The sequence below is a fragment of the Bifidobacterium apousia genome, from assembly GCF_007559275.1.
Classification (GTDB): Bacteria; Actinomycetota; Actinomycetes; order Actinomycetales; family Bifidobacteriaceae; genus Bombiscardovia; species Bombiscardovia apousia.
In genome coordinates, this window is sequence record NZ_VMHK01000002.1 from 131,790 (window position 1) to 145,826 (window position 14,037).

General features: G+C 60.4%; 10 protein-coding genes. 8 read left to right on the plus strand and 2 right to left on the minus strand.

The window, feature by feature from the left end:
- Positions 1-217: 217 nt before the first annotated feature.
- The 4 genes from cydB to FPK30_RS03385 all read left to right on the plus strand — a co-directional run bounded on the left by cydB (position 218) and on the right by FPK30_RS03385 (position 6,935).
- Positions 218-1,270 (plus strand): cytochrome d ubiquinol oxidase subunit II, encoded by a 1,053-nt coding sequence (gene cydB / locus FPK30_RS03370; RefSeq protein WP_144085299.1) that lies wholly within the window; start codon positions 218-220, stop codon positions 1,268-1,270.
- 61 nt (positions 1,271-1,331) lie between these two features.
- A complete protein-coding gene (locus FPK30_RS03375) occupies positions 1,332-3,302 on the plus strand; it encodes an ABC transporter ATP-binding protein/permease (RefSeq protein ID WP_232341915.1) in 1,971 nt (656 codons plus the stop codon).
- A 67-nt stretch (positions 3,303-3,369) separates the two neighbouring features.
- Positions 3,370-5,181: a thiol reductant ABC exporter subunit CydC gene (cydC, locus tag FPK30_RS03380; RefSeq protein WP_144085300.1), complete on the plus strand. Its 1,812-nt coding sequence runs from the start codon at positions 3,370-3,372 to the stop codon at positions 5,179-5,181.
- Positions 5,182-5,441: 260 nt separating this feature from the next.
- The gene (locus FPK30_RS03385; protein ID WP_101431906.1) at positions 5,442-6,935 is read left to right on the plus strand and encodes a cytochrome ubiquinol oxidase subunit I; all 1,494 of its coding nucleotides are present in this window, start codon (positions 5,442-5,444) and stop codon (positions 6,933-6,935) included.
- A gap of 247 nt (positions 6,936-7,182) precedes the next feature.
- Here the strand turns inward: FPK30_RS03385 and FPK30_RS03390 are convergent, their stop codons facing one another.
- Complete coding sequence (locus FPK30_RS03390; RefSeq protein WP_144085301.1) at positions 7,183-8,142, minus strand: polyprenyl synthetase family protein; 960 nt, start codon at positions 8,140-8,142, stop codon at positions 7,183-7,185.
- 228 nt (positions 8,143-8,370) lie between these two features.
- Here FPK30_RS03390 and FPK30_RS03395 point away from each other — a divergent pair, with 228 nt between their 5' ends.
- On the plus strand, positions 8,371-9,840 hold the full coding sequence (locus FPK30_RS03395; protein WP_144085302.1) for a metallophosphoesterase family protein: 1,470 nt from the start codon (positions 8,371-8,373) through the stop codon (positions 9,838-9,840).
- An 8-nt stretch (positions 9,841-9,848) separates the two neighbouring features.
- On the opposite strand, the gene FPK30_RS03400 is transcribed toward FPK30_RS03395, so the two are convergent.
- Entirely contained in the window at positions 9,849-10,637 is a 789-nt protein-coding gene (locus tag FPK30_RS03400) for an IclR family transcriptional regulator (protein ID WP_045923929.1), read from the minus strand.
- 151 nt (positions 10,638-10,788) lie between these two features.
- Between FPK30_RS03400 and leuC the strand changes: the two genes are divergently transcribed.
- From leuC to FPK30_RS03415, 3 genes are all read left to right on the plus strand, one after another.
- Complete coding sequence (gene leuC, locus FPK30_RS03405; RefSeq protein ID WP_045923930.1) at positions 10,789-12,192, plus strand: 3-isopropylmalate dehydratase large subunit; 1,404 nt, start codon at positions 10,789-10,791, stop codon at positions 12,190-12,192.
- 52 nt (positions 12,193-12,244) lie between these two features.
- Positions 12,245-12,931, plus strand: coding sequence for a 3-isopropylmalate dehydratase small subunit (gene leuD / locus FPK30_RS03410; protein ID WP_024627605.1), 687 nt, complete (start codon positions 12,245-12,247; stop codon positions 12,929-12,931).
- A gap of 114 nt (positions 12,932-13,045) precedes the next feature.
- A complete protein-coding gene (locus tag FPK30_RS03415; protein ID WP_144085303.1) occupies positions 13,046-14,005 on the plus strand; it encodes a CPBP family intramembrane glutamic endopeptidase in 960 nt (319 codons plus the stop codon).
- The last annotated feature ends 32 nt before the right edge of the window (positions 14,006-14,037 follow it).

A 14,037-nucleotide genomic window follows, 5' to 3' on the forward strand; every position in this document is an offset into this window, starting at 1 on the left:
TCATGAGAATGCGGCGCATGTTCGTCCCGTTCCAGCCTCGGATTGGATCGTTCTGGGCGACGATGGCCATCGGCCCTGCGTCCATCGACATCATTGACTACCTCCTGCTCCTCCTCATTCCGGCGAAGACCGTGGCCGACTGTGGCCTCCGCCAGAATGTTGGAGGCCCCCGTGCCCGTGCGCGGATCGGCAGGAGCGAGAGGAGAGTGGCATTAGCATGAGTTTTCTACAAGGTTTGTGGTTCTTTGTCATCGGCCTGCTTTTTGCGGGATTCCTTCTGCTTGAAGGATTCGACTTCGGCGTTGGCATGGCTACCAGGTTCGTGGCCCGCGATGGTGATGAGCGCGCCACCTTCATGAGGGCTATTGGCCCCCACTGGGATGGCAACGAGGTCTGGCTGATCACCGCCGGCGGCGCTATGTTTGCTGCTTTCCCACTCTGGTACGCCTCCCTCTTCTCCGGGTATTACCTCCTGCTCTTCCTGGTGCTGGTCTCCCTGATCCTGCGCGGCGTCTCTTTCGAGTTCGCCTCCCACGCGCTGACCAGCCGTGAGCGTGGTGTCTGGCAGTGGGCCAACTTCATCGGCTCGCTCTTTGCGCCATTCTTCCTGGGCATGATGCTGACCAGCCTGATCCAGGGCATTCCCATGGATAAGAACGGCGATGCGTGGCCCGGGTTCTTCGACGTGTTCAACTGGCTGTCTGTGGTCGGTGGCATCGCTGTCGTCTTCTTCAGCTTCGTTCATGGCCTGCACTTCCTGAGCCTGAAGATGGGGGTCATGGATTCCCGTCGGATGCTCAACGTCAGCGAGAAAGCTTACTGGATCGCCTATCCGGCTCTGGTCGTCTTCGTGCTCCTGGCCATCTTCAACACCGACTTCTACAAGGCTCGTCCGCTGTCCACCTGGCTGATCACCGTCATCATCCTGGCATCGGTTATCGGAGGCCACGTTGCCGTCTTCAAGAAGCGTGGCGGCTACGCCTTCACCTGCTCGGGCATCACCCTGATGGCCATCATCGCTTTCATCTTCAACGGGCTCTTCCCGCGCGTGATGATTGCTGATGATCCGGCTCACAACCTGCTGATTCAGGATGCCTCGGCATCACCGCTGACCATGAAGATCATGACTGTGGTGCTCTGCATCTTCCTGCCCATCATGCTGGCCTACTTCATCTGGAGCTATTTCATCCAGCGCAAGCGGCTGGACACCGATGGTGCCCATCTGACCTCGCCTGTGGCCCCTTCGGCCACCGTGGCTGAGACCGTCTGAGCGCCAAAGGAGGCAGGGGGGCAGTGCTGGCAGGACCGGAGCGCATCCTGAGGATAATGCATTGATTGACAAAAATCTTTTCCGTTTCGACGGAGTCCGGTCTACCTTGGGCCTGCTGGCCGCACTGTCCCTGTTCCAGGGAATAGGTGTGGTGGTTCAGGCCTACGGGTTGACCTTGGCTCTGGTGCGTATTTGGCACCTTCAGAACCTCAAGGTGTTGGTGGTGCCAGTGCTGATCTTTCTGGCTGCCTACACCTGCCGACAGCTCTGCGATGTGGCCAAGGATCGTTGTGCCACTGACCGTGCCGATGCCATCGTAGCTGAGCTGCGGCCCAGCATTCAGGACAAGGTCTTCTCGCTGGGGCCATCGGCTCTGGCTCGGCGTGGCACAGGCTCGGCCGTCACCATGTTGGTGGATGGACTTGATCAGGTACGCACCTACGTACTGACAGTCCTGCCAAAGATGATGGATCTCATTTTCATTCCATTAATCGTTCTGGTGGTGGTTTGGACCCAGGATGCAGGTTCAGGGCTGATTCTCCTGCTCATGCTGCCCCTGCTCATCTTCTTCATGGTCATCCTGGGTCTGGCAGCCAGGGATCGCTCCAGCCGGCAGTATGCCCAATTTCGCAAGCTCAACACCAGGTTCATGGATACAGTCTTGGGCCTGCCGACTCTGAAGATGCTGGGTATTGACAAGGAATACGAGGACGAGATCTATTCGGTCTCGGATCGCTTCCGCAAGAGGACCATGAGCGTTATCCGGGTGGCCATGACTTCCACCTTTGCTTTGGACTTCTTTGCAACCTTGGCCATCGCCATCATGGCCGTCTTCTTGGGCAACAACTTGATCAATGCCAAGGTGGAGCTCTTTCCAGCCCTCTTGGCCCTGATTCTGGCTCCTGAGTACTTCATGCCCATCCGCCAGTTTGGCGATGATTTCCACGCCACGCTGAACGGCAAGAACGCCTTGGACGATATTGCGGATATGCTGGCCCAGCCAGAGCCGAAGCGCATGGAGGAACTGGACTGGTCCGGATGGAAGGAAGACAGCCACCTGCGTCTGGAAGGAATAGACTTCGCCTATCCTGGCCCCAAGCCGGTAGAGAGCAGTGCTTCAGCCGGGGCACAGATGGATGCCATGGCCAAGTCCGAGAGCCAAAAGACCAGCAAGAAGAGCCGCAAGCGCAAGTCTTCCATAGTTCAAGGCGGTAACGGGGGGGCGGTCTCGGCTGAGTCCGGTTCTACAGCACCACAAGGAACTGCAGTCGAGGCGGTCGCGGATTCACGGATCAGTGAGTCCGAGGAGGGGTCGCAAGAGCAGCCTCTGGCTCTGAGCGGTCTGGACTTCAACCTGCATGGTTTTTCCAAGGTGGCCATTGTCGGTCGTTCTGGAGCTGGCAAGTCCACGCTGATGGATCTGCTGGCCGGCTTTGACCAGCCCAAAGCGGGCACCATCGACCTGGATGGTCATCAGCTGGAGCATTGCAACGTGGCTGCCTGGCAGCGGCACATCAGCTATATTCCCCAGAACCCCTTCATCTTCCATGGCACCGTATCCGACAATATTCGCTTTTACAACCAGGAAGCAGACGATGCCCAAGTGGCCCGTGCAGCCGACCGGGCTGGACTGACCGACTGGCTGACAACATTGCCCGACGGTCTGGGCACTCAAATCGGCGAGGGCAACCGCGGCATCAGCGGCGGCCAGGCACAGCGAATCGCCCTGGCCAGGGGCATCCTGGACCCCTCACGCGAGATTCTGTTCTTTGACGAGCCCACCGCTCACCTGGACATCGAGACCGAATACGACCTGAAGCAGACCCTGCTGCCCATCATGGACGGGCACCTGGTAGTCCTGGCCACCCATCGGCTGCACTGGCTGGCCAACATGGACTGGGTGATCATGCTGGAGCATGGACGAATTGTAGCCCAGGGCGATCCGCGCGAGCTGATCGGTCAGGGCGGGCCCTTGGATGCGCTGATCGATGAGATGGGAGGGAACCAGATTGCCGACTACCAGCAGGACTGAAACCGCCGGAAGAGAAGGCGCGGGGACATCGAAGACCTCCCGCCGCGGCCGTGGGTTGTCGGGCTATATGCATATCTGGCACCGGGATCATTGGTTCTGGCCCTACCTGCGTGAGAACAAGGGGCTGCTTGCTCTGATCTTCTTCCTGGGGACCATCACCTTCGTGTGCGCGGCCGGACTGATGTTTACCTCGGGCTTTCTGATCAGCAGGTCGGCCCGTCATCCCTTCAATATCTTTGCCGTATACGTGCCGGTAGTGCTGACCAGGGCCTTCGGCATTGGGCGGCCCACATTCAAGTACCTGGAGCGCATCAAGAGCCATGACTGGGTGCTCCGGGTGGTTTCCAAGCTTCGGGTTCAGCTTTACCGCACCCTCTCGCAGGACGCGGCCTTCCTGAACGAGCATGAGCGCACGGGCACGGTCCTGGGCATGCTTTCGGACGACTTGGACCATCTGGAGAATTTCTACCTGCGCACCATCTTCCCCACGGTCGTGGCCTACATGATGTGGGTGGTGGTCACCATCGCCGTAGGCGTCTTTTCCTGGCTGACCTCGCTCCTGCTTTTCCTGCTTTTCGCCCTGATTCTGATCCTGGTACCGCTGGTCTCGCTGGCTTATTCGGACGGGCGGTACGACATGGAGAAGGCACGGCGGCAGGATCAGTACACGGCAGTGACCGAGAGCTACATGGGCCTGGGAGATTGGGTGATCACTCGCCGTCGCCACCGCTTCGTGGACACGGCGTCCGGCGACTTCAACGACATCGCCGCCGGCCGCAGAGAGCAGAAGCGGTTCGAACGCTGGCGCAACTGCGGCATCCAGATGATTTTCGCCCTCATGGTGGTGGCTCTGATTGTTGGAGCGGATCTACGCATGACCAGCTCCACCTCCATAGCTGACTTCGCGGCAGCCGTGGTCCTGGCGGTTTTCCCCCTGGTTGACTGCTTCATCGTGGTCTCCCAGGCTGTGGCTGAGGTTCCCCTGTATACTGACTCGCTGGACCACCTCAATGATCTGACCGAGCGCGTCGAGTCCCGGCGGATTGAGCCGAGTGCCCAGACCAAATTGGAGGGGCCGATCAAGTCAATTGTCTTCGACCATGTCAGCTTCTCCTACGGCCCTGATGACCCCCTGCTGCTGGACGACTTCAGCCTGCGAATCGAAGGTGGGCAGCGTGTGGCACTGCTCGGTCCCAGCGGCGAGGGCAAGACGACGGTCCTGCAGCTGCTTCTGGGCGATCTGCGCCCAACCAGTGGCCGCATCCTGATCAATGGAATACCGGTCGATGCCTTGCAGGATCAGCGTCCTGAGCTTTTTGGCTACCTGAACCAGCAGGCCTTCCTCTTCAACACCACCATCGCCTCCAATGTGCGTCTGGGCGCCCCCCAGGCTGATGATGATCAGGTTCGCCAGGCTCTGAAGGCTGTGCAGCTGGATCAGGTCGTAGATGACATGCCCCAGGGAATCGACACGCCGGTGGATGAAGCTGGTGGCCGTCTTTCGGGCGGCCAGCGCCAGCGTCTGGCCTTGGCCAGGATTGTGCTCAAGCACACGCCGATCATCCTTCTGGACGAGCCCACCATCGGTCTGGATCCCATAACCGAGCGGCGGCTCATGGCCATGATCTTCAAGGTCAGCCAGGATCGCACCCTTCTTTGGGTGACCCACCATCTTCAGGGGCTGGAGGAGGCCGACCAGGTGATCTTTATGCAGGACGGGCACATCGCCATGCAGGGGCGCCCGGTCGATCTGTATCGGGAGAACGCCCGTTTCCGTGAACTTTATCGCATGGACGTCTCGGACGTGGACAAGGGTGCCGGTCAAGGGATATACTTGGAGAAGCAGTCAGATTCAGATGGACGGAACCCTGTTGAATGACCATCAGGCTGTTTCCCGAGCAATGAATGTTGCACGGTTGTCGGGTCGCCGATCTTGGCGGATGGCTTCCCGGCCGGTTGCTGTGCGCCGTCGGTTCATGGACTGGGCGGCATGGAAACCGGAGCCCGTGGAAGCGACCAGGTGGCGAAGTCGGGGAGAGCTGAAGGTTCTCGTGGGCACAAGCTTGGTCATATCTGAATCCGTCCGGATTCGACCCGTGTACCCGCGCCCGACGAACCCTGCAGAGATTGGGAGGAACGATGTTCACTGTATTGGGATTGTCTAGATTCCAGTTCGCCATGACGACGATATTCCACTTCTTCTATGTCCCTATGACCATCGGTCTGGCCCTGGCGGTCGCCATCATGGAGACCACCTATGTAGTGACCAAGAAGGATGTCTACAAGAAGATGACCATGTTCTGGTCCAAGATCTTCCTGCTTTCCTTTGCGGTCGGCGTGGTCACGGGCATCATCCAGGAGTTCCAGTTCGGCATGAACTGGTCCAACTACTCCAGGTTCATGGGTGACATCTTCGGCGCCCCCCTGGCCATCGAGGCCCTGCTGGCCTTCTTCCTGGAGTCCACTTTCATCGGCGTGTGGATGTTCACCTGGAATAGGTTCAAGCCGGCCGTGCATGTGATCTTCATCTGGCTGACCTTCCTGGGTTCCTCCATGTCGGCAATCTGGATTCTGGCTGCCAACAGCTTCATGCAGCACCCGGTTGGTTTCGAGATCAACCAGGCCACTGGTCATGTGCGGTTGCGCAGCTTCGGTGACGTCATGTCCAATCCCCAGCTGTGGATCGAGTTCCCCCACGTCTTCTTCGCCGCCGTCTGCACAGGGGCTTTCGTGGTCATGGGCTGCAGCGCCTTCAGCCTGCTGAGAATGCACATGGGGAACAAGGACCAGGCCGTGGCCGCTGTCGAGGCCGACTCCGAGAAGCAGGCCAAGGTCAACCTGTTCACCAAGTCCATCCGCCTGGCCGCTCTGCTTGGGCTTATCGGTTCCATCTGCGTGATCACCTACGGTGATTTGCAGGGCAAGTTCATTGTGACCGATCAGCCTATGAAACTGGCTGCCACCGAGGCCATCTACGAGGATACCGGCGATCCCGCCCCTTGGAATGCCGTGGCTCTGATCAATGAGAAGGACCATAAGATTGAGGGGTCCGTCGAGATTCCCGGAGCCATGTCGCAGCTGGCTTACGGCAAGAAAACAGGCGCCGTCAAGGGCATGAACACCGTGAACAAGGAGCTGCACGAGAAGTACGATGCCAAGTACGGCAAGGATATGAACTACTACGTGCCGGTCACCACCCTATTCTGGGTCTTCCGCCTGATGGTCGGAATCGGGTTTGCCTTTGCCCTGATATCGGCATTGGTGCTCTGGTTCACACGCAAGAAGAAGAATACGCTCTTTACCACACGTTGGAAGCTCTGGATCATGGGCATCTTCACCTTTGCCCCCTTCGCTGCGACGACCAGTGGCTGGCTGGTGACGGAGCTTGGACGCTATCCTTGGCTGGTCTATGGTTTCCAGACCATTGCCGATGGCGTTTCGCCCACCAGTACGGTGCCGAACCTGCTCTTCACCTGCATTGTCTACTTCCTGCTCTTCCTGGTTCTGGGCGGCGTCATGGTCTTCTACACCAGGAGGACCCTGCACCAGGGACCCTTCTACAAGCCGGATGACGGCAATGGGCCGCAGCCTGCCAAGGTGCATGGCGCACCGGCTCGGGTAGCCTTGGCATAATGGCCAGCTGACCTCAAACCCTTCCTTCCCTTCGGTAAATCCCCCGTTTCGGACCGTATGGTTCGGGACGGGGGATTTACTGTCATAGGGTGTTTGCCACCAGCGGCAGCCAGCGGTGGTGAGATGCACAAAAGAGAGCAACGCCTAGCATGGAACGGGGTTGTGATGCCTATTCGACGTATAGCTGAAACCGTACTGACTGCACTCGTTCAGGATTGGCCGAGCTGGCTCAGTCGTGCGAATTCGGTCAGATCTGGGCGGTCAGCTTGACGGTAATCCGCTGCAATAGGGAACGTACGTCTTTGTTCATGGGGGAGTCCTTTAGGCTGTCCGCAGCCCGTTGCAGATAGTCCTTGGCGGTTTGCCGGCTGCCCTCCATCAACTGGGGATGGGCTTTGAGGTAGTCGATCACCCGGTCGGGATCGTCTTGCTGCACCAGTGTTCTGAAGTCCTCATCCTCCTGGAATCCCAGCAGAACCGGCAGAGTGTAGATTCCGTCGCGAATATCCTCCAGCTTGGGCTTGCCGGTGTCACGATCCAGATCAAAATCGTTGATGTCGTCGATGATCTGGAAGGCCATGCCTAGATTGCCGCCGAAGTCTCTGGCTGTCTGCTCCAAGGCCGGGTCAGTTGGCTGGCCATCAAGGCGGATCCCGGTCAGGCAGGCCAGGCGGAAGAGGGCTGCGGTCTTGCCTGAGATGGCTCGGTCGTAATCGTCAATCGTGATGTGGGTGTGGTGGCGGTCTGACTCTTGGTAGAGTTCGCCGCCTACGATCTCGCAGACCGTACCGGCCTGTTCGCGGATAAAGGCTGTGTCAGGAGCGATGGAGGCCATGATCTCCATGTAGCGCGAAAGGATCAGGTCTCCTAGATAGATGGCAGCCTTGTTGCCTCGGATGGTGTGGACCGTGGGCTTGTTGCGGCGGATGGGGGCGTTGTCCAGAACGTCGTCGTGGACCAAGGTAGCCAGATGAAGCATTTCGATGGCGGCGGCGCCAGTGATGACGGTGTCGTCCAGGCGTCCTCCGTTCCGTGCTCCGGCCCGGGCAAAGAGCACCACCATGGCGGCTCGAATCATCTTGCCGTGGTTATCCAGCAGTCGACGGTAATCCTCTTGATAGGGTGCTACATGGGTACGCTCCTGGTGCAGGCGGTCGACAACCCTCTCAAGATCCTTGCGCAACAGGAGCTCTTGTCCTTCTGCCATGGAGGTACGCTCCCTCTATCTCGTTAAGAATCGCAACGTATCCAATATACCAAGACCGGAGCCAGGTCTGAAGATTGTCCGCCCGGTCCTGGCTGTCGTCGTAACCACTGTGGTCAAGCTAACACCAGGGTGTCGCTGTGCTGGCATGACGCCTAGGTCTGCATCCGATTCGTAAGGGGGCTGCACTGATGGTCCTAGGAGCGAAGCAGGGTGAAGTAGGCTAGACGTATGAGTCAGCATTACCACGCGGATCAGGTCTCCCCACAAGGCGGCGAGGGAGAGCATGATCGACCGCTGTCCGTTTCGGCCCGGCTGGGGCGACTTCAGTTCCACTACTCGGGCAAGTTCAGACTCCTGCAGCTGGCTGACGTCCAGGAGGGTCCCAAGGTCTCTGCGGACACAATCAGGCTGATAGCTGCGGCTTGCGATGCTGCAAAGCCCGATCTGGTGGTCTTCTCGGGCAATCAGGTAGCCGGTTACGACACGGCCTACGAGCGCACCTTCCGTAAGAGGCGCTGGAGCACCCCCTTGGACGGCATCTACTCGGCTGGTCTGAGCATGGGTGGCGCTCTGGGATTTGGGGGAGCCTCCCTGAAGCGCTCTTCCAAGCCTGAGGATGGTCAAGCAGCCGGCGACCGCCGGGAACCAGACCGCAGGGATGCCGAGCGTGTACGCCAGCAAAACATCAAGCACACCGAAGATCTGGTCCGCAGAACCGTTGGCCTGATCACCGGCCCACTGGTTGAACGCGGGATCCCCTTCGTCGTCACCTATGGCAACCATGACTTCCAGTGTGGGCTGGACACCGATCAGATGGACGCCATCTATCGGGAGGTGCCCGGTTGCCTGAACCCGGAGGCTACGGTCGCCCATCCTGATCGGGTCCATGCGCTGATCGGGTCGGCCCTGCCCTCCCAAACAGCCTTCGTCTGCGCTCCGGGCACCTTCGCGCTGCCTGTAGCGGATTGCGACGGTCACGGGGTGGTCATGGGACTGGTCCTGCTGGACTCTGGCGACTATGCCCGGGCAGGCGGCTATGGCTCACCGTCGACGCAGGCCCTGGACTTTCTGGCGGCCGCTCCCGATCTCCTGGGCAACCGATCCATCGTCTTCCAGCACATGCCCATTCCCCAGTTCTACGATCTGCTCAAGCCGGTGCCAGCCACCACAGCCTATGCGGTCCAGGGCTACCGAAGTTTCGACTCCCGTTGCTACATCCTGGACGAATCGCGCACCTGCCCCGGCTCCTACCTGGGCGAGGGAGTCTCCTGCCCGGATGAGGACAGCGGCGAGTATGACCTGCTGACCCGGAACCGGGGCTATTTCGCCCTCTTCGCCGGGCATGACCACCGCAATGGCTTTGTTGGTCGTAGTGGAGATCTGACACTGGGGGCCACGCCCACCTGCGGATTCGGCTCATACGGTCCGGTGCCCAGCAAGCGGGCGGCACGGCTCTTCGAGTTCGATATCCGCCATCCCCATCATCCTCGCACGCAGCTCCTGGAGTTCGGGCAATTGGTGGGGCGGCCAGGATCCCACAAGGTCTACACCTTCGCCATGAGCCATATGCCCACTTCTACCGGGGACGCGGTCAACCTCTTGCGTCGGCCCGGATTCTTGGCGGGCGGCCTGACGGCTCTTGCCGGGTTGATCGCCTCCTGGGGATCAACCAGACGGCGATCAGGGCCAAGGGGTTAAATTCCCGCTCAGACCCTACGACGGGCGGGAGATGAGGCTCGCAGCAGGGCTTCGGTCAGATATTTGCCGGCGGCCATGACCAGGGGGGCGTAGCGCCTTCCCGGCGTGGTGGACATGCGGTTGACCGGGCCGGAGATGGATATGGCGGCCATGACCTGCCCGGATCCGTTGCGGATGGGGGCCGAAATGGAACAGACGCCTTCTTCCCGCTCGTTGATGGATTCGGCCCAGCCGCGCTTGCGGACCGTGGCCAGGGTCGCTGCGTTGAACTTGGCGTGTCGCAGACCCTGATGGAGGCGCTCAGGTTCCTCCCAGGCCAACAGAATCTGTGCTGCCGACCCGGCCTCCATGGACAGCAGGGCGCCTACAGGGATGGAGTCGCGCAGGCCGGAGGCGCGTTCCACCGCGGCGATGCAGACACGGACTTCGCCTTGGCGGCGGAAAATCTGGGCTGACTCACCCGAACGGTTGAGCAGTGTATGCAGGATGGGTCCCGAGGCGGTCAGCAGTCGATCCTCGCCAGCGGCAGCGGCCAGCTCGGCGAAGCGGGAGCCCAGGACGAAGCGGCCGTGTGCATCCCGCAGCACGAAGCGGTGGCGCTCCAAGGCGATGGCCAGTCGGTGGGCTGTGGGTCGAGCCAACCCGGTGGCGTTGACCAGCTGGCCCAGGGTCATGGGCCCGGTCTCCAGGGTATCCAGAATTCGCACCGTCTTGTCCAAAACGCCGACGCCCGAATGAATCTCCTCCTGATGCATGTTCGGATCATTTGCGGAGGGATATCTGTCGTCGTCGTTCATAGAAGGTGTGTCCATGGTTGAATTATGCCATCTCAGTATATGAAATGCAAAAGTTCATAACAGTTGGGCAGTTCCATACTCGGTGGTAGGAGGCCGGCGGGGTGCCGATGAGATTGGTGCCCCGGCCGGTCCTAGGTTTTCAGGAGGCGATATGGGACGCACAATGGCGGAAAAGGTCTGGGCCGATCATTTGGTCAGAAAGGGCCAGGGAGGCGAGCCCGATCTGATCTACATCGATCTGCAGCTTATGCACGAGGTGACCAGCCCACAGGCCTTCGAGGGGCTGCGCCTGGCAGGCCGCAAGATCCGTCACCTGGACCAGGTCATCGCCACCGAGGATCACAACACCCCCACCATCGACATCGATCGGCCCATCGCCGACAAGGTCTCGGCCCTGCAGATCTCCACCCTGGAGCGCAACTGCCGGGAGTTCGGGGTTCGTCTGCATCCCTTGGGGGATGCCGATCAGGGCATTGTCCACGCTTTTGCACCCGTCCTGGGACTGACGCAGCCCGGCATGACCATCGTCTGCGGCGATTCGCATACCTCGACCCACGGGGCCTTCGGGGCCCTGGCTTTCGGCATCGGCACCTCCGAGGTGGAGCATGTTCTGGCCACCCAGACCCTGAGCCTGAAGCCTTTCAAGACCATGGCCATCACCGTCCGCGGGCAGCTCAAGCCGGGCGTGGGCGCCAAGGACGTCATCCTGGCCGTCATCGCCAAGATCGGCACTGGCGGCGGCCAAGGGCACGTTCTGGAGTACCGGGGCGAGGCCATTCGGCGCATGTCCATGGACGCGCGCATGACCATCTGCAACATGTCCATCGAGGCCGGGGCGAGGGCCGGGATGATCGCGCCGGACGATACCACCTTCGCTTACTTGGAGGGCCGGCCGCACGCCCCCAAGGGAGCCATGTGGGATCAGGCACTGGACTACTGGCGTACCCTGCCCACCGATCCGGACGCAGTCTTCGACAAGGAGGTCATCCTGGATGCCGACCAGCTGACCCCCTACGTGACCTGGGGCACCAATCCCGGACAGGGTCTGCCCATTGCCGCTGATGTGCCTGTGCCCGAAAAGATCGCCGACCCGGCCAAGCGCCAGGCGGCCCAGGAGGCCATCGACTACATGGGGCTGAAGCCGGGGATGCCCATCCGGGACATCGCCGTGGACACCGTGTTCATTGGCTCCTGCACCAACGGGCGCATCGAGGATCTGCGCGCGGCTGCGGCCATCATGAAGGGGCATCACAAGGCCAAGAACCTGCATCGCGTCCTGGTGGTTCCGGCCTCTTCGCGAGTTCGCATTCAGGCCGAAAAGGAGGGGCTGGATCGCATCTTCGAGGACTTTGGAGCCGAATGGCGCAACGCTGGCTGCTCCATGTGCCTGGGCATGAACCCCGACCAGCTGGTGCCGGGGGAGCGCTCCATCTCCACATCCAACCGCAACTTCCAGGGTCGTCAGGGCAAGGGCGGCAGGACGCATCTGGCCTCGCCCGAGGTGGCTGCTGCGACGGCTATCAGGGGAACCATCTGCTCCCCGGCCGATCTGTAAGCCCATCAATCATTCGTCATCGTCATCGCCATCCAGCAGGCAGGAGGTCATCATGGAGCCACTTTCCGTTGTCACCGGGGTCGGGGTGCCCTTGCGCCGCTCCAATGTCGACACTGATCAGATCATTCCCGCTGTATTCCTGAAGCGGGTGCAGAAGACCGGCTTTGAGGATGCGCTCTTCTACGCCTGGCGAAGGGATCCGAATTTCGTGCTCAACCGGCCCGAATATTCAGGTGCCCGAGTTCTGGTGGCCGGGCCGGACTTCGGCATCGGCTCCTCGCGCGAGCATGCGGTCTGGGCTCTGCGGGACTACGGCTTCCGCGTGGTCATCGCCCCCCGCTTCGCCGATATCTTCTATGGGAACACCGCCAAGAACGGTGTTCTGGCCGCCATCATGCCCCAGGAATCAGTGGAGTTGCTCTGGAAGCTCCTGGAGGAGGACCCCGGCACCGAGATGACCGTGGATCTGGGCGCTCGCACGGTCACCTGCGCGGATGTGACTCTGCCCTTCCAGGTAGACGACTACGTGCGGTGGCGGCTCATGAACGGTTACGACGACATTGATCTGACCCTGCAGCACGAGGATGACATCCGTGCCTATGAGCGTATGCGGGCCGAGCGATTCCCCTTCAAGCCGCGTACTCTGCCGGCCCAGCACATGCCAGAAGAGCCGGTCACTTCAGCCAGGGAGGGTCAAATCGACTGGCCTGGACCCCTGGCTGACCGCGGCATCATTTGACCGACGGGCCGTGAGCCCTCATATGAAAGCCGTTTGCTCCCTCTTCGCTTACCATGGAATGAGACAGCCATTGATCGCCTGTGACTAGTTGGCGAGTGAAGAGGAGCGGTTATCATGAGGCACAGCAGCGGCGATGTGCACGACTGGGGCGTTAGACGGGCAGTGAATACCCTAAGTGCTTTTGCCTTCATTTACGTGGCCATCGAGACCCTGGCAGGTCTTGTGGGGGGCAAGGTGGTTCTGCCTGCTCTCTTTCCGCACGCTTCCAAGGCGCAGATCAACGGCCCTCTGGGGGACTGGTCAGTGGCCACCTCCGTAGTGCTGGCCCTGCTGTTTGCCTTGATCAGCCAGTGGCCGGTCATCGTAGGCCGTGAACGACATGGCCAGGATCAGGTGCGGTGGGTCACTGCGCGCCGATTCAGCCTGTTGGCCTTGATCATTGCCTTAGCCTGCTTCTTCCTCAGTCAGCTGGTGGCAGGGGCGGCCAACTCCGGACTGAGCGCCGTTCTGTCCAGTACCGGGCTGCATCCGCCGTCCGCACCGGGTGATGGCGACATGGAAACGCCGATCATGCTCTTCTATGGCATTCTTTTGGGGCCCTTTGCCGAGGAGCTGGTCTTTCGCGGGGTCATCATGAACGGTCTGCGCCGCTTTGGCCGAGTCTTCGCCATTATTACTTCTTCCCTGCTTTTCGGCTTCATGCATGGTTCCTTGGTTCAGGGTCTGTTCGGTTTCATTTCCGGCCTGGTTCTGGGCTATCTGGCCATGGAGTATGGGCTGGTCTGGTCCCTGCTGGTGCACATGCTCAACAATGCTTTCTCTTCAGGCCTGCTGGCCAAGTACATGCCTCTGGCACCCGAGGTGGTTCGCATCGGCTTGGGCTTTCTCATGATCCTGGTACTGCTGATTGGTGTTATCGGGCTGCTGTTCAAGATCAGGACTCTCCGTGATTACTGCCGCAGCAATCGCGCTCCCAAGGGAATCTACGCTTCCTGGCGGGCGCCCTGGTTCCTGCTCTTCTGCCTGGCATGTCTGCTGATGGCCCTGAGCGAATTCGTACCAGGGCTGGCCTGACCAGACAGTCGGTGGTGCCGGGCCATTGTCGG

Coding starts and splice junctions, on each gene's coding strand:
- leuC (WP_045923930.1), top strand. CDS start 10,789: ATGGGACGCACAATGGCGGAAAAGGTCTGGGCCGATCATTTGGTCAGA.
- FPK30_RS03415 (WP_144085303.1), top strand. CDS start 13,046: ATGAGGCACAGCAGCGGCGATGTGCACGACTGGGGCGTTAGACGGGCA.
- cydB (WP_144085299.1), top strand. CDS start 218: ATGAGTTTTCTACAAGGTTTGTGGTTCTTTGTCATCGGCCTGCTTTTT.
- FPK30_RS03395 (WP_144085302.1), top strand. CDS start 8,371: ATGAGTCAGCATTACCACGCGGATCAGGTCTCCCCACAAGGCGGCGAG.
- FPK30_RS03390 (WP_144085301.1), bottom strand. CDS start 8,142: ATGGCAGAAGGACAAGAGCTCCTGTTGCGCAAGGATCTTGAGAGGGTT.
- FPK30_RS03400 (WP_045923929.1), bottom strand. CDS start 10,637: ATGAACGACGACGACAGATATCCCTCCGCAAATGATCCGAACATGCAT.
- FPK30_RS03385 (WP_101431906.1), top strand. CDS start 5,442: ATGTTCACTGTATTGGGATTGTCTAGATTCCAGTTCGCCATGACGACG.
- leuD (WP_024627605.1), top strand. CDS start 12,245: ATGGAGCCACTTTCCGTTGTCACCGGGGTCGGGGTGCCCTTGCGCCGC.
- cydC (WP_144085300.1), top strand. CDS start 3,370: ATGCATATCTGGCACCGGGATCATTGGTTCTGGCCCTACCTGCGTGAG.